General features: G+C 33.0%; 22 protein-coding genes and 1 riboswitch. Of the genes, 4 read left to right on the top strand and 18 right to left on the bottom strand.

All coding sequences use genetic code 11. The annotated features are described in order from the left end of the window. Positions 1–193 precede the first annotated feature (193 nt). From sucD to ylqF, 4 genes are all read right to left on the bottom strand, one after another. The gene (gene sucD, locus KA873_RS04985; RefSeq protein ID WP_019468459.1) at positions 194–1,099 is read right to left on the bottom strand and encodes a succinate--CoA ligase subunit alpha; all 906 of its coding nucleotides are present in this window, start codon (positions 1,097–1,099) and stop codon (positions 194–196) included. Between the two features lie 21 nt (positions 1,100–1,120). Further along, positions 1,121–2,287: an ADP-forming succinate--CoA ligase subunit beta gene (gene sucC / locus KA873_RS04980; protein WP_210140179.1), complete on the bottom strand. Its 1,167-nt coding sequence runs from the start codon at positions 2,285–2,287 to the stop codon at positions 1,121–1,123. Positions 2,288–2,394: 107 nt separating this feature from the next. Continuing rightward, on the bottom strand, positions 2,395–3,165 hold the full coding sequence (locus tag KA873_RS04975; RefSeq protein WP_107384720.1) for a ribonuclease HII: 771 nt from the start codon (positions 3,163–3,165) through the stop codon (positions 2,395–2,397). 9 nt (positions 3,166–3,174) lie between these two features. Continuing rightward, positions 3,175–4,035 carry a ribosome biogenesis GTPase YlqF gene (gene ylqF, locus KA873_RS04970; RefSeq protein WP_107384719.1) on the bottom strand — a complete coding sequence of 287 codons (861 nt, stop codon included), beginning with the start codon at positions 4,033–4,035 and terminating at the stop codon, positions 3,175–3,177. A gap of 347 nt (positions 4,036–4,382) precedes the next feature. On the opposite strand from ylqF, the gene KA873_RS04965 reads away from it, so the two are divergent. Beyond that, positions 4,383–6,959: a YfhO family protein gene (locus tag KA873_RS04965; RefSeq protein ID WP_107505384.1), complete on the top strand. Its 2,577-nt coding sequence runs from the start codon at positions 4,383–4,385 to the stop codon at positions 6,957–6,959. Between the two features lie 28 nt (positions 6,960–6,987). Continuing rightward, positions 6,988–9,606 (top strand): YfhO family protein, encoded by a 2,619-nt coding sequence (locus KA873_RS04960; protein ID WP_107384517.1) that lies wholly within the window; start codon positions 6,988–6,990, stop codon positions 9,604–9,606. Positions 9,607–9,697: 91 nt separating this feature from the next. On the opposite strand, the gene rplS is transcribed toward KA873_RS04960, so the two are convergent. The 4 genes from rplS to rpsP all read right to left on the bottom strand — a co-directional run bounded on the left by rplS (position 9,698) and on the right by rpsP (position 12,036). Further along, the gene (gene rplS, locus KA873_RS04955) at positions 9,698–10,048 is read right to left on the bottom strand and encodes a 50S ribosomal protein L19 (RefSeq protein ID WP_019468465.1); all 351 of its coding nucleotides are present in this window, start codon (positions 10,046–10,048) and stop codon (positions 9,698–9,700) included. 103 nt (positions 10,049–10,151) lie between these two features. Then, positions 10,152–10,889 (bottom strand): tRNA (guanosine(37)-N1)-methyltransferase TrmD, encoded by a 738-nt coding sequence (gene trmD, locus KA873_RS04950; RefSeq protein ID WP_107384516.1) that lies wholly within the window; start codon positions 10,887–10,889, stop codon positions 10,152–10,154. Next, a complete protein-coding gene (gene rimM / locus KA873_RS04945; protein ID WP_107384515.1) occupies positions 10,889–11,395 on the bottom strand; it encodes a ribosome maturation factor RimM in 507 nt (168 codons plus the stop codon). The genes trmD and rimM overlap by 1 nt, the downstream gene beginning before the upstream one ends. A gap of 374 nt (positions 11,396–11,769) precedes the next feature. After that, complete coding sequence (rpsP, locus tag KA873_RS04940) at positions 11,770–12,036, bottom strand: 30S ribosomal protein S16 (protein ID WP_019468468.1); 267 nt, start codon at positions 12,034–12,036, stop codon at positions 11,770–11,772. A gap of 203 nt (positions 12,037–12,239) precedes the next feature. Beyond that, positions 12,240–12,338: riboswitch (TPP riboswitch) on the top strand. A gap of 107 nt (positions 12,339–12,445) precedes the next feature. Here rpsP and KA873_RS04935 point away from each other — a divergent pair. Together KA873_RS04935 and KA873_RS04930 are read left to right on the top strand one after the other, a co-directional pair. Next, positions 12,446–13,198, top strand: a complete 753-nt coding sequence (locus KA873_RS04935) for a 3-oxoacyl-ACP reductase (protein WP_107384514.1) — start codon at positions 12,446–12,448, stop codon at positions 13,196–13,198. A gap of 19 nt (positions 13,199–13,217) precedes the next feature. Beyond that, a complete protein-coding gene (locus KA873_RS04930) occupies positions 13,218–14,528 on the top strand; it encodes an LLM class flavin-dependent oxidoreductase (RefSeq protein WP_107504898.1) in 1,311 nt (436 codons plus the stop codon). Positions 14,529–15,276: 748 nt separating this feature from the next. Here the strand turns inward: KA873_RS04930 and ffh are convergent. From ffh to fapR, 10 genes are all read right to left on the bottom strand, one after another. Then, a complete protein-coding gene (gene ffh / locus KA873_RS04925) occupies positions 15,277–16,644 on the bottom strand; it encodes a signal recognition particle protein (RefSeq protein ID WP_107384512.1) in 1,368 nt (455 codons plus the stop codon). A 26-nt stretch (positions 16,645–16,670) separates the two neighbouring features. Further along, positions 16,671–17,003, bottom strand: coding sequence for a putative DNA-binding protein (locus KA873_RS04920; protein ID WP_107504897.1), 333 nt, complete (start codon positions 17,001–17,003; stop codon positions 16,671–16,673). Then, entirely contained in the window at positions 16,990–18,225 is a 1,236-nt protein-coding gene (ftsY, locus tag KA873_RS04915) for a signal recognition particle-docking protein FtsY (RefSeq protein WP_107504896.1), read from the bottom strand. Before ftsY ends, KA873_RS04920 begins: the two co-directional genes overlap by 14 nt. Beyond that, positions 18,222–21,791, bottom strand: a complete 3,570-nt coding sequence (gene smc, locus KA873_RS04910; RefSeq protein WP_210140178.1) for a chromosome segregation protein SMC — start codon at positions 21,789–21,791, stop codon at positions 18,222–18,224. Before smc ends, ftsY begins: the two co-directional genes overlap by 4 nt. A gap of 296 nt (positions 21,792–22,087) precedes the next feature. Beyond that, positions 22,088–22,798 carry a ribonuclease III gene (gene rnc, locus KA873_RS04905; protein WP_394859555.1) on the bottom strand — a complete coding sequence of 237 codons (711 nt, stop codon included), beginning with the start codon at positions 22,796–22,798 and terminating at the stop codon, positions 22,088–22,090. 249 nt (positions 22,799–23,047) lie between these two features. Then, positions 23,048–23,281: an acyl carrier protein gene (locus KA873_RS04900; protein WP_019467939.1), complete on the bottom strand. Its 234-nt coding sequence runs from the start codon at positions 23,279–23,281 to the stop codon at positions 23,048–23,050. A 162-nt stretch (positions 23,282–23,443) separates the two neighbouring features. Continuing rightward, a complete protein-coding gene (gene fabG / locus KA873_RS04895) occupies positions 23,444–24,181 on the bottom strand; it encodes a 3-oxoacyl-[acyl-carrier-protein] reductase (protein ID WP_107384508.1) in 738 nt (245 codons plus the stop codon). Next, entirely contained in the window at positions 24,174–25,100 is a 927-nt protein-coding gene (fabD, locus tag KA873_RS04890) for an ACP S-malonyltransferase (protein ID WP_107504894.1), read from the bottom strand. The genes fabG and fabD overlap by 8 nt, the downstream gene beginning before the upstream one ends. Continuing rightward, the gene (gene plsX / locus KA873_RS04885; RefSeq protein WP_107504893.1) at positions 25,093–26,079 is read right to left on the bottom strand and encodes a phosphate acyltransferase PlsX; all 987 of its coding nucleotides are present in this window, start codon (positions 26,077–26,079) and stop codon (positions 25,093–25,095) included. Before plsX ends, fabD begins: the two co-directional genes overlap by 8 nt. Further along, positions 26,072–26,641, bottom strand: a complete 570-nt coding sequence (fapR, locus tag KA873_RS04880) for a transcription factor FapR (RefSeq protein WP_107384505.1) — start codon at positions 26,639–26,641, stop codon at positions 26,072–26,074. The genes plsX and fapR overlap by 8 nt, the downstream gene beginning before the upstream one ends. Positions 26,642–26,718: the final 77 nt, after the last annotated feature.

Below are 26,718 nucleotides of genomic sequence, written 5' to 3'. Positions count from 1 at the left end.
AATCGATATAAAGTCAGTTTACAAATTAAATTCATTTACACTACATTTGTAATCTATTTTTAAAAAGAAATTTAAATGAGTACAGTACATAATCTTCATATCATACAAATTTCATACACTTAAAATAGCACAAACTCCAACATATTTCGGGAGTTTGTGCTCATTTTTAATACTATTTTATTGTTAATTTATACTATTTAACAGTAAGTAACTGTTCATAGATACCTGCTTCTTTTGCAGCATCAATTAACGTAGTACCAATTTCTGATGGTGTATCTGCAGTCTTCACACCACAACTATTTAATGTTTTGATTTTCTCATCTGCAGTACCTTTACCACCAGAAACAATTGCGCCAGCATGACCCATACGTTTTCCTGGAGGCGCTGTTTGGCCACCAACGAAACCTACAACAGGTTTATTCATATTAGCTTTAATCCACTCAGCAGCTTCTTCTTCTGCTGTACCGCCAATTTCACCAATCATAACAACTGCTTTCGTTTCATCATCTTCATTAAATTGTTTTAATACATCGATGAAGTTAGTACCGTTAACTGGATCTCCTCCGATACCTACTGCAGTAGTTTGACCAATGCCTTCTTCAGTCAACTGATGTACAGCTTCATAAGTCAATGTACCTGAACGTGAAACTACGCCCACATGACCTTTTTTGTGTATATAACCAGGCATGATACCAATCTTACATTCGTCTGCAGTAATAACACCTGGACAGTTTGGTCCAATAACACGTGTTTTCTTACCTTCTGAATAACGTTTCACTTTAACCATGTCGATAACTGGAATATGCTCTGTAATACATATAGCTAAATCTAACTCAGCTTCAATGCATTCTAAAATAGCATCTGCTGCAAATGGAGCAGGTACATAGATTACTGAAACGGTTGCACCAGTTTCTTTTTTAGCTTCTTCAACAGTATTGAAAACTGGTACGCCTTCAACCACTTGTCCACCTTTACCTGGAGTTACCCCTGCAACAATTTGCGTACCATATTCAAGCATTTGTTTTGTATGGAAAAGTGCAGTAGACCCTGTGATACCTTGTACAATTACTTTTGTATTTTTATCTATCATTACGCTCATCTTAGCGTTCCCATCCTTTCCTTACGCTTCTTTTACAAGTTTTACGATTTTTTGTGCGCCTTCTGCCATTGTTGCAGCCGGTTCAATAGCTAATCCTGATTCTTTCAGAATTTCTTTACCTCTTTCAACATTTGTACCTTCTAAACGTACAACTAACGGTAAAGTTAATTCTACTTCTTTAACTGCAGCAACAATACCTTCAGCAATAATGTCGCATTTCATAATGCCACCAAAGATATTAACAAAGATACCTTTTACGTTTTCATCACCCAATATGATTTTAAACGCTTCAGTAACTTTTTCTTTCGTTGCGCCGCCCCCTACGTCAAGGAAGTTCGCCGGATTACCACTAAAGTGATTGATTGTATCCATTGTCGCCATTGCAAGACCAGCACCATTTACCATACAGCCAATGTCGCCATCTAATGCAATGTATGATAAATCATATTTAGAAGCTTCGATTTCTTTTGGATCTTCTTCTTCTAAATCGCGTAATTCTTGGATATCTTTATGTTTAAATAACGCATTGTCATCAAAGTTGAGTTTTGCATCTAATGCAAGTACTTGCCCATCACCTGTAGTTACAAGTGGGTTAATCTCAACAATTGAACAATCCTTTTCAATAAATACATTATAAAGTGATACTAAAAACTTAGCTGCTTTATTAATAGATTCTTTAGGAATATTAATATTGAAAGCAATTCTTCTTGCTTGATAAGGTGCTAATCCAACAACTGGATCAATTGTTTCTTTGAAGATTTTTTCGGGTGTTTCAGCAGCAACCTTTTCAATTTCAGTACCGCCTTCTTCTGATGCCATCAAAGTTACTCTATCAGTTGCACGATCAATTACAAATCCAACATAATATTCTTTTTGAATATCGCAGCCTTCTTCTATGTAAAGGCGCTTAATCTCTTTACCTTCTGGTCCAGTTTGATGTGTTACTAATGTTTTTCCTAACAATTCTTTTGCATATGTTTCCACTTCAGATAGTGATTTTGCAATTTTAACACCGCCTGCATTACCTCTACCCCCGGCGTGAATTTGCGCTTTTACAACATATACATTTGAATCTAATTCTTTTGCCTTTTCAACTGCTTCTTCAACAGTAAATGCTACACGTCCTTCTGGGACAGCAACGCCCATTGAACGAAATATTGCTTTACCTTGATACTCGTGGATATTCATTCTCCATCCTCCTGTTTCTTAGGTTAAGTTCATATTTAATTATAGGAAATGAAAGCGCTATTGTAAACTGATTTAAACTACTTATTTCAATTCTTTTAATTTTTAGATTATTTATAAAGTGATTTAATTGGTTGAAATGTTTTTCTGTGGACATTTAAAATGCCGTGATTTTTAATTGCATCTAAGTGTTGCTGAGTACCATAGCCAACGTTTTTTTCAAACCCATATTCTGGAAATTTTTGGGCAAGCTGAGTCATATACCTGTCTCTATTTTCTTTGGCTAAGACACTTGCTGCAGCAATCGATACACTTTTAGCATCACCTTTCACAAGAGATGTTTGATCGATATTTGTTTCTAAAGTCATCGCATCAATGAGTAAATGTGTTGGCTGAACTGACAGCCCATTAATAGCACGTTTCATAGCTAATTTTGTCGCTTCATAAATATTGATTTCATCAATTTCCTCTACAGTAGCATAGCCGAATGCATAAGCATGTAATTCCTCTAATAATTGACGTTCTAATACTTTTCTTTTTTTGGCAGTAAGTTGTTTCGAATCATTAAGACCTGTAAAGTGATGATCATGATTTAATATCACCGCACAAGCGACAACTGGTCCTGCAAGTGGACCTCTCCCTACTTCATCAATACCACAAATTATCGCACTTTCATCATTTGCTAATATTTGATTTTCATAAAATGTCATGGCTTGATATTGATTTAATAATTGTTGTTCTTTATCTAGTTGTTTTATTCTTGTTGCTATTGCTTTTTGAACCCCAATACGTTCATCCTTATAAAATGGTTGAAGTTGAATGTCGCTTGTGTTGTGTAACGTTGCTAATTGGTCTTTAATTTCTTTTATCGTTTGCTTCATAAATTTATGTTACACATCCATTTCTTTAATAACATCAAACGTATATGTTCCGATTTTTGCATTTCTAATTTCATGGATGATTAATTCAATGACCGCTTCATAATCAACCTCATTACCGCTACGCAACAATCCTCTACGACGTCCTATAGCATCAAACCATTCTAAATTTTCAGCTTCTATTGGCACATCGACCTTATAGTGATTTTTCAATCCTTCATAATCATAGGTTTTTAAAAATTCAAGACCATAAATCGCAACTTCATCCAAATGTACAATACTATCTTTAATCGCTCCGGTAATACTTAATTTTTTCCCTACAAGTTGATCTTCAAATTTAGGCCAAAGTATACCTGGCGTATCTAATAATTGAAGTGAATTTCCAACTTTGATCCATTGTTGTTGCTTTGTGACACCAGGTGTATTTCCAGTTTTAGCAATGGATTTGTGTGCTAACTTATTAATGAGTGTAGATTTTCCAACATTAGGAATGCCGACGATCATCGCACGTATCGCACGTGGTTTTAGACCTTTTTTCTTTTCACGGTCAAATTTTTCTTGTGTTGCTTTAATAGCTGTTTGCTCTACTAATTTTAGTCCTTTTCCATGTTTAGCATCGATTGCCACTGGATAATAGCCTTTTTCTTTAAAATAAGACTCCCATTTTTCTAATTCTTTTAAATTCGCCATGTCTTTTTTATTCAAAATAACTACTCTCGGTTTTTGTTGTATCACGTCATCAATCATTGGATTTCTTGAACTATAAGGAATACGGGCGTCAACAAGTTCAAAAACAACATCTACTTTCTTTAATTGTTCAGCAACTTCGCGTTTTGCTTTTGCCATATGTCCTGGATACCATTGGATTACCATTTACTTCACCTTTCTTTTTACGTTTATTCGTTTGTTTTTCAAAATTTTATATTTTATTCATACCATTCATTGACCTTAAAATCATAACACGAGCGGTGAATAGAGATAAATAAAAACTTGTATTTACTTTATTTAAAAAACTAATTTACACTATTTTCCTATAATAAGTGCCCAATTGTCTATAACAGACCTTAAACTAAGCAAATTTGTGTCCTTCAATACTAAACACCAAAATAAATATAATCTTGAGATTAATTTTTTTGAAATAAAATAATAGTAATTTTTATCAATAAATCTAAAAAATCGTTACAATAGAATTAAAATAATTCAATTACAGGAGACTACTCATGAAAAGGATGCTTTTTTACATATTATTATGCTTTATATTAGCAATCATTGGTCATGGATATGTCATCTATAGATTTATAAATGATGGTGTTTTATTTACAGGGCCCAACGATGGCATGGAACAAATGATTCCAATGCAAATGTACTTGTATGATAAATGGAGTCATGGACAATGGTTTTACGCCACTGATTTTGGATTAGGCGGAGATTTTTTTACTGACTTAAGTTATTATTTTTCAACTAATATTTTATTTATGATGAATGTGCTGTTTATCTTTATAATAAAATTAGTTGTCAATTTAAATACGCAAGACATCATGTTTTGGATGACAAATGCTATTGTCATATCAGTATTTAAATCAACATTAGCGATGTTAGCAACTTTTGGTTTTGTACGTTACATTACACATAACAGAAGCATTGCACTACTATCGTCATATCTTTTTGTAATATCACCACTCTATTTTAGGTTTACTGTATATTGGCCTTTTTTCAGTGATATTTTTATATTATTACCGCTACTCTTATGGTCTATTGAATTATTTTTGCAAAAAGAAAAAAAAGCTATGTTTATTATAGTAGTCACAGTTTCATTAATTAATAACTTTTATTTTGCATATTATCAATTAATCGTAGGCCTAATCTATTTCACGGTTAGGTTAATATATAGGCATAAACATGATATCGTTCCTAGACTTAAAGCAATATACACAATCCTCATTGCTGCAATTTTAGCACTTGGTTGTAGTCTTTTCTTTTTTTATCATGGCTTACGTGCTTATACCAATAATAGACGTATACCTTTTAATGGAGACGTAGATGCTTTTGAACCCTTCAACCAAAATACGAATTTATTTTATGACAATTACTTAATAGTGATTTTATTTATAGTGATACAAGCACTGTTATCATTTAAACTGTACAAACATTTTTATTTTAAGTTATTCGCTTTCTTTATGATCCTAACGATAGGTGCTAATTATTTACCATTTGTCGATCAGCTCTTTAACGGCTTTTCTGCTCCACAAAAAAGATGGCATTACTTAATAGCTTTTAACGCTGCATTGCTCATTGGACTATATGCAAAATACTTTAGCACTTTAACGGTTAAAAACTATCTTTTTTCATCAATCATAAGTTTAAGTTTTATCTTTATAAGCGCTTGGGTTTATGATGATTTCGTTTCTTGGCTTTGGTTTACACCTATTGTTAGTTTAATTGGCTTATTAGTATTGTGTATTCATGTTCCAACTTATCGTAAACGTTTAGCTTATTTTTACTATACTGCCATATTGATATTAGCAACACTCGTTGTAGCTGTTTTTATACGCAATCAAATTTATTTTGAAGATCATGTTGAACGAGCAAATCGTTATTATGTCAATGCAAGTCTTTTTAACACACCGTTACAAAGACAGTTAGTCTCTGAAATGAAACATTCTAAGACCGAAGACGAACGTATCGATTGGCGTGTTAATGAACAAGATAACACACCTATGTATCAATTTTTTAAAGGTTCAAGTATATACTCAAGTATCTTTCACCATAATATTTTAGACTATTACTACGATGATTTAAAAATTAACCTGCAGTCTGAATCAGTGAGTAGATACCAAAGTACTAATGGGCGACAAAATATTAGCAGTTTATTTTCAATGAAATATTTAATGTTAAAAGATTACGAAAACAATGTTCCTAGTTATTTTAAAAAAGTAAAAAGTGAAGGACAATATCACATTTATGAGAATACTTTAAACTTACCTTCCGTAAAAGTGAGTGATCAAATCTATAATGCCGACGCTTTAAAAACACCTATCGATCGAGAACATGCGATGTTAGATGGTGTTGTTATAAAAAATAAAGGTGAGACTTATACGGACAATGCACAAAACCTTATCAATTCAACTAAAATAGTTTATAAAAATGTAAAAATGAAAAATCATAATCAAATCTATCTGCCCAAAAACCAAGGTCAGATTAAAATTCATGTTCCAAATCACATAAGAAAACGTTATTCAGACTTTTATTTAAGTTTAAAAGTTCAACGTGGCAAACCCGATAGTAACTACACAATTAATATAAATAATTATGCTAACCACCGTTTATATAACAATTCAACCTATAAAACTGGCGTTGAAAACCAATTATATAGGACGCAACCAGATAAAGATGGTAATATTAACATAGCTATTAATCCTAGAGGTAATTATTATTTTGAAATTCAAAGTCTTCATGGAGAAAACTATAATAAACTTAAAAAAGCCTATAACACAAAACAAAATCATTATTATAATGATATTAACAATGGAGTTAAAGTGAAGTTAGCGCCACACTCTGAGGGTATCGCAACGATTAACATTCCTTATCGTGACGGTATGATGGCCTACATAGATCATAAAAAAGTAAAACCTAAAAAAGTAAATTATATGATGACTGGTGTGCCAGTCTCAGAACAAGATCATGAAATTGTCATTAAATATCGACCGAAATATTGGTTTACGATGATTATAATTTCAGGTATAAGTATCTTAATAAGTGCTTTTTGGTGTCTAAAACAAAAATCTAAATTTAAATAAAGGAGTTTATCTGAGATGAGGTATGACCGTGTTTCATAGAATTTGGTCTCACAAACTAACAAGATTTTTTACGATCCTTTTAATGGGTGTTGGCGTAGCTTTATTAACGTTCACACCATATATTTATCGCTATTTAACTGACGGTGTCGTATTCAGTGGTCATGGTGATGGGTTTAGGCAAATGATGCCTTTCCAAATGTATCTTTACGAACACTTTAGCCAATTCAAAAGTTTTTATGATCATTCTTTTGGTTTAGGTGGAGATTATGTTAAAGATTTATCCTATTACTATGCAACCTCACCTTTTGTAATAATTAATTTTTTATTCGTGTGGTTATCTGAAGTAATATTTAATAGCAACCCTAGCAATATCACATATTGGGCAAGTAACCAATTGATTGTAGCTTTTGTCAAAGGTATTGCTACATTTATCCTTGCGTTCTATTTCTTTAATTATATCAAGCTCAAAAACTACATAGTATTTTTGGCTTCAATGTTATATGCAGCTTCAACAACCGTCATTTATTTTAATTTTACTTGGTCATATTATGGAGATTTATTAATTTTTCTCCCACTATCTTTGCTTGGTATTGAACGGTTTTATAAAGAAAGAAAAATTGGATTATTTATTTTTGCTATTGCTTTAACATTATTTTCTAATTTTTATTTTAGTTATTACGAAGCTATTGTCATTTTGAGTTACTTTATCTACAGATGTATCTTCCCACATGCAAAAGATAGCGTCACAAGGAAACAACAACTTTGGATGATACCTATAGCTGTTATATTAAGTACCTTAATTGCTATATGGGGTTTTTATACTGGAGTTTCTTCTTTTTTAAATAATGATAGAGTAAGTAATCCTTATTTTAATTTTGGTATCATTACAGATTTCGCACGACAAAAACATTTTTTCACAAATGGATTTTATATCACTGTTACTATCATTGCACTCATTGCCTTACTATCTTTTAAATTATATCGACATTATTATTATAGACTTTTCGCTATCGCAACTTGGGTGATGCTAATAGGATCTCTAACTCCCCTTTTCGATAGTATGTTCAATGGGTTCTCAACACCTGAGCGCCGCTGGGTTTATATATTTGCGCTTACTACTGCTGGATTAATTGCATTATTTATTCAGCATTTATCTGAATTATCATTGAAGTCGTATATATTCGCTTGCTTACCCGTATTAATGATTATGGGTATTATGCAAATTATAGTAAAAGAACAAAAAATGTCATGGATGGGCGTCTGCCTTGTAATTATGATTTTTATCGGTATATTGCTTTATAAAAAATCACTATTCAAATTAAAATGGCCATCTGTTGTACTTGTAATATTATTCATTATTCAACAAGCAATTATTTTAGAAAACGACCATGTAAATAATGTTCAAAAATACGAATCGACAGTTTCGTCAATGCATGATTCAAAATATAAAAGTCCTTCATTAGCCAAAAAAATTGATAAGATTAAACAGAGTCAAGATAATCCATTCAGTAGAATCGATTACATGTCACAATACGGTTTGAATTCACCAATGATATATCATTTCAACGGCATTGCATTATATTCAAGTATTTTTGATGGCGATATTTTAAAATATTATGATAAAGCATTACAAATCAATATGCATACGGATAAAAACAGCACTTACCGTTTACTTTCAAATAGAGCTAATTTGATGGCACTTTGGGATGTCAATGATCGTATACGACGTCCAGAAGACAAAAATATGCCTTATGGTTTTTCTAAGCATAGTACAATCAAACATTCTGATGATGAATCCTTTGTACACTCAACAAATAAAATCAACTATCCAAGTGCGCATATTACAAATAAAGTATTTAATAAAAAAGATCTTAAATCACCTTTGGATAAAGAACAAGCAATGTTACAAGGGGTCGTTTTTGACCAGACAGACGCATACCCTACCAATCAACAGTTCACACCGAATAAAAACTTACTTGCAGAAACTTCAACTCATTTAGTTAATGCAAAACGTACACAAAAAAATAAATTATCCGTTTCTAAGGACGGCGGTGGTATCCAGTATAAGTTACCAACATCTATTGCCAATCAATATGAAGACCTCTATGTAGAGATGGATGTTGAATTATTGGGACCAGATAAAGTACACAATGTTGGCGTAAATGAATATAATCAACATCGTAATAACTTATCTTATAAGTACAGACGTTTCGTCACTCCTGTAACAATGCGCATAAAATCTGCTCAAGATTTGAATATAAAATTATCTAAAGGTACTTATCGTTTTAATATTAAAGGAATATACGGAGAAAACTACGACGTATTAAATAAAGCACATAAACAACTACATTCAGTGAAAGTTTCACAAAATGCGCGTAATTATACAATTGAAAAAAATAAAAATGATGAAGGTTATCTCGTGTTGCCAATGCCTTATAGAGATGGAATGAAAGCTTATACAGACAAAGGCAAAACGTTACCAGTTAAACAAGGAAATGGCATCATGACAATCATCCCTGTAGAACAAGGACAAAAGACAATTACGCTTAAATATACACCACCCTATACATGGTTATTGATCATAATTAGTGTTATTGGCGTCGTTTTAAGTTTCATATATACAAAATGGATTTACGCTAAAAAATAATATCATTATTACCTTCGTCGAATTGATTACGAAACAAAAAAAGAAGCAGTTCCTATTAGGAACTGCTTCTTTTTTATGACTTTTATGCTGATTAACGAATTTCTTTGATTCTAGCAGCTTTACCACGTAATTCACGTAAGTAATATAATTTAGCACGACGTACTTTACCGCGACGTTTAACTTCGATTTTTTCGATTTTTGGAGTGTGTAATGGGAATGTACGTTCCACACCTACACCTGAAGAAATCTTACGTACTGTGAAAGTTTCTGAAATACCTCCACCACGACGTTTGATTACAACACCTTCGAATACTTGGATACGTTCGCGAGTACCTTCAATAATACGTACGTGAACTCTTAAAGTGTCACCTGGACGGAATGAAGGTAAATCTGTGCGTAATTGTGATTGTGTTACTGCTTCGATTAATTTGTGATTACTCATTATTTTTTCTCTCCTTCAACCTATGTTCTTGCCTTGACAAATATATAGCAGCGGATCATAGTGATTTTCGTGTGTCGCACACTTAAATTATGTTAGCACACTGTCATTCATTTTTCAATTGCTTTTTATATCTTTCTAAAATATCTTTATCTTTATCCGTAAGTGGATAATTTTCTAATAAATCTGGACGCTTTTCCCACGTACGTATCAGTTTTTGCTCATGACGCCAATGATCAATATGCGCATGATTACCTGATAATAATACATCTGGCACGTTCATATCTTGGTATGAACGTGGTCTTGTATATTGTGGAAATTCTAATAAACCATCCTGAAAGGAATCATCCTCATGTGATTGTTGATTACCTAAAACACCTGGTATTAACCTTACAATTGCATCAGTCATTACCATAGCAGGCAATTCTCCACCTGTTAAAACATAATCTCCCATAGAAATTTCATCAGTAACTAGATGCTGTCGAATTCGTTCATCATATCCTTCATAATGTCCACAAATAAAAACCAAATGTTCTGAATGACTAAGTTCCTGGGCAATTTCCTGATTAAATGGCCGACCTTGTGGACACATTAAAATCACTCGTGTATTTTCTGTTTTTTCAATGCACTTCATTGCATTAAATATAGGTTCTGGTTTAAGCACCATACCTTGTCCACCGCCAAATGGATAATCATCTACTTGATTATGCTTATTTTCAGCGAAACTTCTAAAATCGACAGTATTGACTTGTAGCATTTCCTTATCTTGTGCTCTTTTTAAAATCGATTGATTTAATACGCCATCAAACATTTGAGGGAACAAAGTTAAATAATCTATCTTCATTACTCCAACAGTCCTTCCATAGGCGTAATATCAATACGTCTACCTTCAACATCTATATGTTTAACAACATCTTCTATATATGGTATAAGATATTCTTTATCACCTTTGACAACCCATACATCATTCGCACCCGTTTCAAAAATTTCTATCACGCGTCCAATAGGCGTTTCTTTTTCATCGAATACGGTACAACCAATAATATCTGAGTAATAATATTCATGTTCACCTAATTCAATTTCTTCATGGTCGCGTTCTTGTAAAAGTATCTCCCCTTTTAAATGCTCAATATCATTAATATTATTGATGCCTTCAAAAGTCAACATGTGCAACCCTTTATGCATACGATATGTCGCAACTTTCAATTCTATTGTTGGTTCATTTTGACGTTCTATCATCACAATTTCACCTGGTTGAAAGCGGATATCTGTAAAATCTGAGTGAGATTGGACTTTGATTTCGCCTTTTATACCATGTGTATTGATAATTTTACCTATTTCTACTTTCATTTAAGCTCCTCCGATAATGTGTATATATCATTGAAATTCGTTTTTTTCATTTTTTGACTAAAATAATTATAACATGAATTATTATAATTATAATAAGCCTTCTCTATCGTTACGTGGTAAAATGTTGTATTGATTATTTTATTTATTCCTTTAAACAATCTTATCAATTAGTTAATGTGCATTAAAATGTTTGTGATAATTTAAAAGGCTGGGACAAATGTATTGTCTCAGCCTCTTATCATTATATTGGCATGCGCTATGGTAAACATTTTACCTTAGTCATTCATGCGAAGATGAGACGACGAAATCATTTTAAATCACTGAGATTTCTACGCCTCTCCTTTTATAAATTTAATATGTGTAAATGATGACAATTATTTTTGATCGTCAAATTTTTTCAAGATACCTTCTCTTGATAAGATATTGTGTACAGTATCTGTTGGTTTAGCACCATTTTTTAACCATTTTAATGCTAACTCTTCGTCAATTTTAACTTCTGGAGCATTTACATTATTTGGATTATAAGTTCCGATTTGTTCGATGTTACGACCATCACGTGGCGCACGAGCATCTGCTGCTACGATACGATAGAATGGATTTCTTTTTGAGCCTAAACGTGTTAAACGTAATTTAACTGCCATTTATATTCTCTCCTTTGATTGTTCTAATTTTTATTTTCTACAAGAAATAATATTAACAGTTATTTAGAAGTTTGTAAAGAGTTTCTTCTTTACCATTTTATATTTTTACTTTTAAACAATTAATTGTATCAATATAGCTTCCGATTTCGAAGTAAACTTGACATTAATCATTAAACACTATAAATTGAGAATAAATTAAATATGAAATGCACTAGGGGTGTTTTTTAACTGAGATGAGTTTACTCAAACCCTTTGAACCTGATCTAGTCCATACTAGCGGAGGGAAGTGTTACAAAAATGACAAAGCTATTTTAATATCTTAACTATAGATTGTAGATTTTTAGTACACAACTTCTCTCACGGAGGTTGTGTATTTTTTTATTTAATAAATAATTCTAGGAGTGAAATGATGACTAAAACAATACTTATAACTGGTAGCAGTAGAGGATTAGGTGCATCAATAGCAAAAACTTTAGGTAAACAAGGACATAATGTAATTATCAATTATTTTCAAAATAAAGCATTAGCAGAAAAAGTTGTGGACGAAATTGGTCACGAACATGCAATTGCAATACGTGCTGATGTCACAGACAGAACACAAGTTGATCAATTAATCACCGAAGCTACTAATTATTTTGGAAAAATAGATGCTGTTGTGAATAATGCGCTTATAGGATTTAAATTTGATCCTTCTAGTCAAAAATCATTTAAAGACTTAAGCTGGTCAGATTATCAACAACAAATTGACGGTACGCTCAAAGGTGCTTTCAATGTAACGCAAAGCGTTATTGATCAATTTATTAAGCACAAATCAGGTACCATTATATCTATCGGAACGAATTTATACCAAAATCCTGTCGTACCCTACCACGAATATACTACCGCTAAGTCAAGTTTAATCGGTTTCACTAGAAATATCGCTGCCGAACTAGGACAATATGGCATCAAAGCTAATGTCGTTTCTGGTGGTTTATTAAAAACTACAGACGCTAGTGCTGTCACTACGGATGAAGTGTTTGATTTAATCGAACAAACTACGCCATTACATAAAGTTACAACACCACAAGATGTAGCTAACATGGTGACATTTTTAGTTTCCGATCAGGCTAATGGTATCACTGGTCAAAATATTACCGTAGATGGCGGCTTAACAATGAATTAAAATATGGAGGACATCAATTATGACACATACCCAACATCTCAATATAGGTGTATTACTTTATGGTTGTGGCCATCACCAAGCTGCATGGCGTATGCATGATTCTAGTATTGACCAAATTGGAGATACCGCTTATTACAAATCGTTAGCTAGACTAGCAGAACGGGGGTTGTTGGACGCTATATTTTTTGCAGATAATCAATCTTTTCCTGCTAAAACGGATAATGACATGCCTGCTTTTTGGTTTGACCCATTAATGAATTTAGCAGCAATAGCACAAGTAACACAAAATATAGGTCTTGTTGCAACTATCTCAAGTACATTTTCGAATCCTTTTACTGCTGCAAGGCAATTATTGAGCCTTGATCATATGAGTCAAGGACGTGCAGGCTGGAATTTAGTAACGTCTATGACGGATTTAGAAGCTGCAAATCATAGCATGTCTAGTTTACCTGCACATCATGAACGTTATAAAAAAGCAGATGAATTTGCATGTGTCATGAATCAATTATTAACATCTTGGAGCTCAGATGATTTTATACATGACAAGGCACATGATATTCTAATCAATGCGAATCATATCCATGCGATCAATCATGTAGGAGAGCATTTCAAAGTACAGGGACCTTTAACAACACCAAGCAGCCTACAAGGCAAACCTGTTGCTATGCAAGCTGGTGCATCAGATCCTGGCATTGCATTAGCTACTAAATACGCAGATGCTGTTTATGCAGTAGCTTGGAACATACAGCAAGCCACTGTATTTAAAAAAAGATTAAATCATCAACTAAAATTAGCAGGTAAATCAGAAAACAGTTTAAAAGTCTTTCCAGGATTAGTCACATATGTCGCCCCAACATACGAAGAAGCTTATGCTAAAAAGCAAAAACTAGATGCAAACTTAGCAATTGAAACAGCATTAAATCAATTAGAATTTTTCATCCATCAAGATTGTCATAATTGGGATTTGGATGAACCGGTGCCACCTTTACCACCATTAGAATCTTTTAAAGGCCCCAAAGGTCGTTATCAAACTGTGTTGGAAATTATAAAAGACAAAAATCCAACTTTACGACAATTGTTAGGATATCTTAGTGCAGGTGGTGGGCATTTAACGCTCATCGGAACACCAGAACAAATTGTTGATGAAATGGAACATTGGTTTAATGAGGGTGTAGCTGACGGATTTAATTTAATGCCGCCAACTTTTCCTAATAGCTTGGAAGATTTTGTAGATTACATCATTCCAGAATTACAAAAAAGAAATCTTTTTAGAACAGAATATGAAGGTACGACATTTAGGGAAAATATTAATATACCTAAGTTAAATTAAATAACATGCCATTCACAAATGAAAATTCATAATTTTATATTTTAAACGATTTTGCATCGTGCTGACGCCCAGGGAAATGATATGAGCGAGAGACTACGGGCTCGAGCCATATCCTCAGGCAAGCATGCACAGTCAAAATCGTAAGTTTTTTATATAAAATGGACTCATCCATCATGTGTATTCATATTAAGTTATATCTTTTGGTTAGTTAAAATATGACTTTCTATTAGTTGTATAAGTTAAATAAGACGAAGCTTTTTTCTATTGTATTAAAGCACATCACTTATAGAGGTTTTGCATCGTGCTGACGCCCAGGGAAATGATATGAGCGAGAGACTACAGGCTCGAGCCATATCCCCAGGCAAGCATGCACGTTCAAAATCGCAAATTATCCATATAAAAAGGACTAATTCTTTATTACTTATTATTTCAAGATAATTCATGTTAGTAACTTTATAAAATAAGAACTTCATCAATTTATTAGGGTTAATAAATTGTTTTAATTGAACCTTTTCTTTTGTATCTTGAGAAATATTTTAAACGATTTTGCATCGTGCTGACGCCCAGGGAAATGATATGAGCGAGAGACTACGAGCTCGAGCCATATCCCCAGGCAAGCATGCACGTTCAAAATCGCAAATTATCCATATAAAAAGGACTAATCCATTTTCATATGGATTAGTCCTTTATTTTGTGAATGAGACTTGTGCCCGTTTATTTCTTTAAAAAATTATTTTATAGACAATTGTTAAAATGGTAAGTTCATACCATTTAACATATTCTCCATTTGTTTACGTTTACCTTTTTTGCCTTTGCCGCCACCAGAAAATTGCTTCATCATTTTCTTCATTTCATTAAATTGTTTCATCAATCTGTTAACTTCTTGAACAGTACGTCCTGAACCCTTAGCAATACGTTTTTTACGTGATACATTTAATGTTTCAGGGTTATTACGTTCATTAGGTGTCATAGATTGAATAATAGCTTTAATATGGTCGATTTGTTTATCATCCATATTAAGATTATTCATCCCTTTCATTTTGTTCATTCCAGGGATCATTTTCATAATGTCATCTAATGGACCAAGGTTCTTGACTTGATCTAATTGTTCTAAGAAATCTTCCAAAGTAAATGATGACGTACGCATTTTCTTTTCTAAATCTTTAGCTTTATCTTCATCTACATCTTGTTGCGCTTTTTCTATTAAACTTAACACATCACCCATACCTAATATTCGAGAAGCCATACGTTCTGGATGAAATGGTTCTAAGCCATCTAACTTTTCACTCATACCAACAAATTTAATTGGCTTTTGTGTCACTGCTCTAATTGATAAAGCAGCACCACCACGTGTATCACCATCTAGTTTTGTCAAGGTAACACCTGAAACTTCTAATTGCTCATCAAACGATTGGGCTACATTTACTGCATCTTGACCAGTCATGGCATCAACAACAAGCATAATCTCATCTGGTTTAGTGATTTCTTTTACATCACTTAATTCTTCCATTAATGCTTCATCAACATGCAAACGACCTGCAGTATCAATAATGACAAAATCTAAATGTTCCTCTTTTGCATGTTTAATTGCATTTTCTACAATTTGTTGTGGCTTAACTTGGTCTCCTTCACTGTATACAGGAATATCAATTTGCTTACCTACAGTTTGTAATTGATCAATTGCTGCTGGTCTATAAATATCGGCCGCAACTAATAATGGTTTTTTGTTGTATTTTTTACGCATAAGCAATGCTAACTTACCTGCAGTCGTAGTTTTACCTGCACCTTGTAAACCAACCATCATCACAACTGTTGGCGGTTTGTTGGCCATCTGGATGGTTGCATTTTCGCCACCCATGAGTTGTGTAAGTTCTTCTTGTACTATCTTAATGACTTGTTGTCCAGGTGTTAAAGACTTCATTACATCTGAACCTAAAGCTCGTTCTGATACGGTTTTGACAAAATCCTTTACGACTTTAAAGTTAACGTCTGCTTCAAGTAATGCTAGTCGGACCTCTCGCATCATTAATTTAATATCTGCTTCAGTTACTTTCCCTTTGCCACGGATTTTTTGCATCGTCCCTTGGAGACGATCGGATAACCCTTCAAATGCCATATCAATACCCTCCTTTATACTCTTAATTATTCTAAATCTTCAAGTGTTTGAAGATACTGTTTAATTTTTTCTGGCTCCTCAATATGCTTTTTTATTGCTTCATATATATTTTGTCGTTTTTCAAAATTTTGATAAAGACCTAGTTTCTCTTCATAATCTTCTACTAAATCACCAGTTCTTCTTATGTTATCATACACTGCTTGGCGGCTCACATCAAACGTATCTGCAATCTCACTTAAAGAATAATCTTGTAGGTAAAATAGTTCTAGATAGTTTCGTTGCTTTTCCGTTAATAATGATTGATAAAAATCAAACAAATAATTCATACGTATTGTCTTAATTAAATCATTTTGACTCATCTTTATTGCCTTCATTCTGCACATCCGTGCTATCTGTACCATCGTCAGATGCCTCTGTATCATCAACATTTTGTTCAATCATATCAGCAAATAGTCCATATACATAACTTTCTGGATTAAATGGTTGTAAATCATCTAATTTTTCACCTAAGCCAACATATTTAACTGGTATTTTTAATTCATTACGTATCGCTAAAACGATACCGCCTTTTGCAGTTCCATCCAGCTTAGTTAATACAATACCAGTCACATTCGTAACCTCTTTAAATGATTTAGCTTGGGACAATGCATTTTGTCCGGTAGTAGCATCTAAACAAAGAAGTACTTCATGGGGCGCTTCTGGTACTGCTCTGCCTATCACACGTTTTACTTTTTCTAATTCATTCATTAAATTAGATTTATTTTGTAAGCGACCTGCAGTATCACAAATTAAAATATCAACGCCCTTACTTTTAGCTGCATTGATAGCATCATACATAACTGCAGCTGGGTCTGAACCTTCTTTTTGGCTCATTACTTCCACACCAACACGTTCTCCCCATACTTTGAGTTGTTCAATAGCGCCAGCTCTAAAAGTATCACCAGCTGCTAGCATCACTTTCTTACCTTCAGCTTGATAACGATGTGCTAATTTACCGATTGTTGTCGTTTTGCCAACACCATTCACACCTACCATTAAAATGACATTTAATCCTTCATTTTCAATGTTCATTACTTCTGAATGTTCATCGTCTTGATGATAGATATCTACAATTTTTTCTACGATAACTTCACGTAAATCTTCAGTTTCTGAAATATTACGTCGCTGAGCTTCGTTACGTAATTCTTCTACGAGTTCCATCACTGTATTAAAGCCAACATCTGCAGTTATTAACATTTCTTCCAATGCTTCAAAGAAATCTTCATCAACTTTACGATAACGTGCAATTAAGTTATTTAACTGTTCTTGGAAATTTTCGCGAGATTTTTCTAACCCTGCTCTAAATTTTGCACCTAATTGCTGTGCTTCAATTTCTTCAAAATCCTCAATTGAAATTAATCCGTCATCATCAAAATCAGCTTCTTTTAATTTTTTTGGCTGTTTTGTTTTTTCTTGTGGTTCTTCAGATGTTTGAGATTGTTCTACATCTAATTCAGATTGTTGTTCTTGCTCTAATTCGTCTGGTTTTTGATTTTCTGTAGACGTTGTGAATTTATCTTTTAGTCGTTTGAAAAAGCTCATACTTGTTCCTCCTTAATGACTTCATCAATCGTATTTAAATTGACACTTACTAATTTTGATACACCTGATTCTTGCATCGTTACACCGTATAAACGATCTGAAAATTCCATCGTACCTTTACGATGTGTTATGACAATAAACTGAGTTTGACTTGATAATGCTTTTAAATATTGCGCATAACGTATAACATTGGCTTCATCTAAAGCGGCTTCTACTTCATCTAAAATCACAAATGGCGCTGATCTCACTTTTAAAATTGCGAATAACAAAGCAATTGCACTTAAAGCACGTTCTCCACCACTTAATAATGATAGATTTTGTAGTTTTTTACCTGGTGGTTGGACGATAATATCTACCCCTGCTGATAAATAATCATCATCTGTCAAGCGCAGCTCTGCTTGTCCCCCACCAAATAATGATTTAAATACTTCAGAAAAATGACCTTGTACGGAATGAAAAGTCTCTTTAAACCGTTCCTTAACTTCTTTATCCATTTCTTCAATTAATTGTTCTAATGTCGCTTTGGCTGCTCTTAAATCTGCACGTTGCTCATTCAAGAAAGTATAACGTTCATTGATTTCTTCAAATTGTTCAATCGCATTTAAGTTTACAGGTCCTAATTCTTCAATAGACATCTTCGTTAATTTTACTTTTTTACGCAAACTCTCAATATCTTCTTCTAATGTATATAATTCACTCGCTCGTTCAAAGGTAAGATGATACTGCTCACTTAAATGATCTATCGCATGGTTAATGAGTACATCTAAACGAGATTGTTCTGCTTTAATATCTTGGTAACGGTTTTCAATTGATAAAATATCTTGATTTGCTTCTTCCAACTTACGTTCTGTTGTCTCAATTGTATCATTCAAAGCTTGACGTTGTGATTTAATAGTAGCTAAATCTTCAGTTAATTTTACTTTATTATTTTTACTTTGTTCAATATTATTTTGAATCGTTTCGAAAGCTTTTTCGCCAGTTATTTCATCTGAATTAAATAATTCAATTTGTTCACTCAATTTTTGCTTTTGCTCTTTTAATTGTTTAAGTTGATGATTTAATCTTGATTCAGTTTGCTTTTGAGTATTTAGTCTTTCTTTAATTACTGCTAAATCAGATTGTTTTTGATGTAATTTTTGTTGTATTAACGTTGTACTCTCTTTACCTTCTTTTGATAATTTTGTATAGATATTAATATCTTCTTCTAATTTTTGCAATTGCGCTTGAATTGTTGCTAATTGTTCCTTTTTGTCGTTTAAGGTTTGCTTACTTGTTTCGCTTTGGTAACCATCATTTTTCTCAAATTCAAATTCCTCATGCTCATTTTTTAAATGTGTTTCTTGCTTTCGTAATCTATCCAATTCTAAGTCAAATTCATGTACGTTTTGTTTTATCGTATTATAGTTTTGACTCGTATCAAAATAAGTATTACTTAACGCATCTGCTTCTTCTTTAATAGCTTGGAACTGTTTTTCGAATGAAACAGTTTGTTGTTGATAATCTTCTAATTGTGCACGCATTGTTGAAAGCTCATCTTTTTGAGATAAAATACTTTTAGTTTTACGATCACCACCACCAGTCATGGAACCACCTGGGTTTACAATATCTCCTTCTAACGTTACGATACGTGTTCTATAACGAATTTTTCTAGCTAACTCGTTAGCATTTTTCAAATTGTCTACAATTATTGTATTACCTAATAAATTTTGAATCACATGTTTATAATCATTTTCAACTTGTATCGCATTTGAAGCAACGTTTACAAAGCCAGTTGAGCTATCTGCTATATTCAAAATATCGCTTGCAACATTACGAGGTTGAATGACATTTAATGGTAAAAATGTAGCTCTTCCAAGACCATTTTGTTTTAAATATTGTATTGCTTGACGACCATCTTTTTCAGAATCCACAATGATATGTTGCAGTGAAGCACCTAATGCCGTTTCAATTGCTTTCGTTAAATTCGAAGGCACATGGATGACTTCTGCGACTGCGCCACGGATGCCAGAAAGTTTATTATCTTTCATTTTCAGTATGTGTTTGACACCATTGAAAAAATAACTATATTCTTCTTGCTGTGTCGCTAAACTGTCGATACGTGATTTTAATTTTTCATTAAATCTGTATGCTTGGTGTAATTTCTCTTCGTATTCATTTTGTTGATTTTTAAGTTGTGTTAGTTTTTTCTCATAAGATGCTAAATCACTTTCCGCTTTTTTCAACTCTTTTTTCGCGATGGTACTTTGTTTCTCAGTTTCAGTAATTTGATTTTGAATATTTTTCAAATCTTTATAAGCATCTAACAAGCGTGAATCTAATCGTGATTGTTTCGTTTCATTTTCTTGAATCATATGCTCTAAAAAACGAATATCATTATTGACATCTGATTGTTCTGACATAAGTTGATAGTATTTATCTTTTATTGACTCTAACTTTTCATCATGTTGTTCATCGGATACATAAAGCTGTGACTCATATTGTTGTATCTCTTCATTTAAATCTGTTTGTTTGGATTTTAAATGTTTTATTTGGTCTTTCACTTCTGCTTGCTCTTGCTTTATATTTGTGACTTGTGTCTCTAGACTTTCTTGTTCTTCTTCAAATCGTGCATTAGTTTGTGATTGATTTTTCTTACGTTCCTCTAACACATTTAACTGTCCAGCAAATTTTTCAACTTCTTCAGTTGCTTTAACCAGTTTAAAATTTAAAGATTCGATTGTTTCGTCTAATTGTTGACGTTCAGATTTATATTGATTTAATGATTGTGTGTGTTGTACCTTTTCTGCATCTTTTGAAGCTTGTTGACTTTTTAAGCGATTGAGATTTTCGTCTAGCTCATAAATATTTTGATTATATTGCTCAATATCATAAACAGTGACTAGCACATCACTTTTTTCCATCTCATTAGATAAGTGTTTATATTCTTTTGCTATTGCAGCTTCTTCTCGTAATGGTTCGACACGACCTTCTAAATCAAATAAAATATCTTCTACACGCGTCAGGTTGTCTTCTGTTTGATCTAATTTTTGCACAGAAGTTGCCTTTCTTTTTTTATATTTTAATACACCTGCAGATTCTTCCAATATTTGTCTTCTATCAATTGGCTTTGCATTAAGAATTTCATCAACGCGACCTTGAGATATTATACTGAATGCTTCTTTTCCTAATCCCGAATCTAAAAATAATTCTATAATATCTTTAAGTCGTGACCGGTCATTATTTAAATAATATTCACTTTCCCCACTTCTATATAAACGGCGAGTGACTACTAATTCTTCTGTATCAACATTTAATTTACCTGTACTATTATCTAATTTTAATTTTACTTCAGCAAAATTTTGAGCTTTTCTATGCTCTGCACCAGAAAAAATAATATCTTCCATTTTAGCGCCACGCAATGATTTCGCGGATTGTTCGCCCAATACCCACTTTATTGCATCTGTAATATTACTCTTACCACTACCATTAGGTCCAACTATTGCCGTGACACCTTCATCAAACTGTACATTTGTATGTTCAGCAAATGATTTAAATCCAAAGGCATCAATAGATTTCAAATATACCATGCTATTCTCCTTTAAAGTGTTTCTCAGATGCGAGATAAAAACTACGCAATACAGTTATGCTCATGCTCTCGCTTCTATATGATTAGTGCATCAATAAATTTGGCACAACGACTTGCAGTTATTACATTTCCACCAAATAATATCCACAATTAAAGACATGTAATAAATGCATTATAGACTAATCTCTTAGAAATACTTTTACATCAGTTCTTAACTCATGCTACATAAATTACAATTTTGTACAATATGCGATAAATCACGTGTGAGCTATATCACACTAAACAATTGCACTGTTATTAAACTTCTTTATTTTTCAAAAGTTTATATGCACTTTCTGCTGCTTGCTGTTCCGATTCTTTTTTCGTTTTGCCTTTGCCAATCGCAACTGGCTTGTTTTCTAAGATGACTTCCGACGTAAATAAACGATGATGTGCAGGCCCTTCTTCATTTATTAAACGATAAGTAACGTCACCTTTGTTTTGTTGATGCACATATTCTTGAAACTGTGTTTTAAAATCAACGACGCCATCAAGTTTATCTCCTTCAACAAATGGAAAAATCACATTTTCAGCAAATTTCCAAACAGCGGCTAGTCCTTGGTCTAAATATAATGCACCTACAAAAGCTTCAAATGCATCTGATACGAGTGAAGGCCTTGTTCTGCCACCTGTTTTTTCTTCTCCTTTACCTAATAAGATAAGGTCGTGTAATGCAATTTTATTCGCGAATATTACAAGTGAAGGCTCACAAACAATTGTCGCACGCATTTTAGTTAAATTACCTTCAGGTAACTCTGGATATTTATCAAACAAATAGCGTGAAACCGTCAATTCTAATACCGCATCTCCTAAAAACTCTAAACGTTCATTATGATCTAATCTGTCCATGTTAAAGTCATTAATGAAGCTCGAATGCGAAAATGCTTGTTGGTATAAATTTACCTGATTAAAATTCAAATTTAATTCTTGCATTTTTTTGGAAAACTTTTCTTGGAATGCATGAACCATTTCTTTCTTTTTATGATTCGTCAATACTTTTCCACCTCAATCTAATGTAATTTTGTATATACTTATGCCTTTATATTTTACGTGAATTTATTATAAAACAAAAGGGAAAACTGCTAATAATACGTTCATTTTATCATATATCGTACACTTAACTTTTTTAACGAATACTCATAATATTATTGCTGAAATTAACCATTTTTAATAGAAAAAAATCTGAGCCGTAAAATCCACGACTCAGATATTGGTTTATTATTTTTCCATACTATTGATAAAGTTAACTGCGTCACCAACTGTGTTGATTTTTTCAGCTTCTTCATCTGGAATTTCAGTACCAAATTCGTCTTCTAATTCCATAACTAATTCAGCAATATCAAGTGAGTCAGCGCCTAAATCATCTTTGAAAGATGCATCTTGAGTTACTTTTTCAGCGTCAACACCTAAACGGTCAACGATGATATCTTTTACTTTGTCGAAGTTTTCCACGTCGATTCACCTCCTTTTAAAAGTCTATGATAGACTTTTATATTTTCCCATTTTATCCATTGAAATACAAGTAGTATTTCGACGAATTACATACTTAAAGCATGACATACATATATAAGACACATCAAGTAATGTTAAAATGGTGTTTTTCACACGTTAACACTATTCCATGAACATGCCACCATTAACATGTATTGTTTGACCAGTAATATATTTTGCTTTGTCTGAAGCTAAAAACGCCACTGTATTTGCAATATCAGTATCTTCACCGAATCTTGATAATGGAATTTGTTGAAGCATTTGATCTTTTAAATCATCTGTTAACGCATCTGTCATGTCAGAAACAATAAATCCTGGTGCAACAGCGTTAACTGTAATATTTCTTGAAGCTAATTCCTTCGCAGCAGATTTAGTCAAACCAATAACGCCTGCTTTTGTCGCCACATAGTTTGCTTGACCAGGATTACCGACTGCACCAACTACGCTAGATAAATTGATGATTGAACCACTTCTTTGTCGTAACATTTGTGGTGTTACTTTTTGAATACAGTTAAATACACCTTTTAAATTAGTATCGATAACGTCATCCCATTCACTTTCTTTCATACGCATCAATAAATTATCTCTAGTTATACCTGCATTGTTAACTAATACATCGACTGTACCAAATTGGCTTACAACTTCTTTAATCATTGCTTTTACTTCATCACCATTGGCAACATTAGCTTGAATTGCAAAACTTTCTACACCTTTAGCTTTGATTTCTGCTACTACAGCTTCTGCTTTTTCTTTATTACCTGCAAAATTTACTGCTACGTTATAACCTTCTTCAGCTAATTGAATTGCTATACTACGACCGATACCTCTAGATGCCCCAGTTACTAATGCATTTTTAGTCATTTTCATTCCACCCTTTTACGTCTTCTAATGTTTGAATTGAAGTGAGTTTAACATCTCTATTTATTTTTTTAATTAGACCTGAAAGCACTTTACCTGGTCCAATTTCTATAAAATGATCTACACCTTGGTCGAGTAACCATTTTGTAGAATCTATAAATTGAACCGGAGAATATAATTGCTTAATCATATTTGATTTAATTATTTTAGCGTCTGTTTCACCTTTAGCATTTACATTTTGAACAACTGGATAATGCGCATCGTTCCACTCAAATTGCTCGATATAATTTGCAAAATCTGATTCAATGACTTGCATCATTGATGAATGAAATGGTCCAGAAACGGCTAAAGGCATCACACGTTTAGCACCCATAGATTTTCCTTCAGCAACGAGTTGATCTATCAAAGTTTTATGTCCTGAAACCACAATTTGTCCAGGTGCATTTATATTAGCAGGTTCTATGATTTCGTCTTCTGTTGAAAGTTGTTTACAAATATCATCAACTTCACTGTAATTTAAACCTAGTACAGCCGCCATGCTACCAACACCATCAGGAAAAGCTGCTGACATTAATTGTCCACGTTTACGTACTATTTTTACCGCATCTTCAAACTTTAATACACCGCTCGCTACTAAACTTGCGTATTCACCTAAGCTATGCCCCATTGTATAATCTGCATTGATCTGATTTAACGCCTTTAATAGTGCAGTGCTATGCGTAAGTAATGCTGGTTGTGTATTTTCAGTTTGGCCTAACTTATCTTCGGCATCTTCAAACATTGTTTCTAAAATATCAAAATCCAATTGTACTTGCGCTTCATTTAGAATTGATGTTGCTGCATCATTTTCATTAAACAAATCACTAGCCATACCTACTTTTTGTGACCCTTGTCCAGGAAAGATAATCGCTGTTTTACCCATTTTTTGACCCCACCGTTTCTCTCATTGTATCTACTATATTTAATTCTCCGGCAACCTTAGCTTGACGAATTGCTGAATAAAATGCCTTGGCATTAGAACTACCATGCGCTTTAACAACGATACCATTCAATCCCAGTAAAACTGAGCCACCGTATTCTGCATAGTCCATTTTTGTAGTTATCTCATTTAAATCTTTACGCAAGACTAATGCTGCCAACTTATTTTTAAAATTACTTAAAAGTGTGGTTTTCAACATTTTTCCTATAGATTTTGCTACACCTTCTAGATTTTTTAAAATCATATTCCCAGTATACCCATCCGTAACAACGACATCTGCAGCATCATCCATTAATACTTTAGCTTCAACATTACCAGCAAAATAAAAATCTTGTTGTTCTTCCATTAGATTAAATGCTTTTTTAGTTAATGTATTCCCTTTGGCTGCTTCAGTTCCTATATTAAGTAATGCTACAGAAGGTTGTTCAATATTACGTATTTTTTGTGCATAAATATTGCCTAATTGCGCATATTGCAATAAATGTTCTGCTTTAGCATCTGCATTTGCACCAACATCCATAAATACAAAACCTTTACCTGAGACAGTCGGTAAAGTAAGCACTAAGGCTGGTCTTTCAACACCTTTAATCCTACCAACTATAAATAATCCTGCTGACATTAAAGCACCTGTATTCCCAGCTGATACACAACCATCCGCTTCTCCAGATTTTACTGCTTCAGCCATGCGCACCATGGAACTATTTTTTTTTCGTTTAATTGCTCTTACAGGTTCATCTTCCATCGTTATTGCTTCTGTACAGTGACGCACTTCCACTCGACCGTGGTTAATATTACATTTATTTTGATCACCAAATAATATAATTTCTAAATCTTTAAAATCATTGACCGCTTTTTCAACAGCTTCTAAAACGATGCCGGGCGCATCATCGCCACCCATCATGTCGATAGCTATTTTAACCATTTTGTTCATCCTCACTTGTATAATACATTTTGAAGGTACCTCTAAATACTAAAGTATCTTTGACATACGAACTTACTTTTATCTTAAAATATTTATTAGTTATTTCAACAGCTTGTGCTTCAGCACGTACCGTATCATTTAATTTAACTTGTTTTAAAAATGAAACGTTACTTTCTTTAGTTAAAACGATTGGTTTATGTATAAGTGCCACACATAATGAATTGGCCTGTGCAAACAACACATGACCTCTGGCAATCTTATTTCTTGTAAATACTGAATCTTCATCAATATTAATCAGAGATGTTGCTTGATGATCAGGTTCTACGTTAATCACATCACCTATGATTTCACTTCCGTCAATAGACCGAATACTTTCGTAATTTTTTCGAGCAACGGATTTTATTCTTTTTCTCAACTCAGGAATATTTAAGTGTGTACGGTCCAATCTTATTGTTTGGATACTGACTGAAAAAAGACTACTTAAATCAAGATCAGTAATAAAGGGATTTTTTTCTATTTCTTTTTTAATTGCTTCACGACGTTCTTGTTTTTTTAATTTCATAGTTTACTACTCCCCAATTTTAGTACCAAGTCTTAAACATTCCTCACATATCATAACACTTTCTATTTCAATTGCTC

This window comes from Staphylococcus sp. GDY8P45P (assembly GCF_017892745.1).
Taxonomy (GTDB): domain Bacteria; phylum Bacillota; class Bacilli; order Staphylococcales; family Staphylococcaceae; genus Staphylococcus; species Staphylococcus cohnii.
This window is presented reverse-complemented; position numbering and strand designations above follow the sequence as displayed.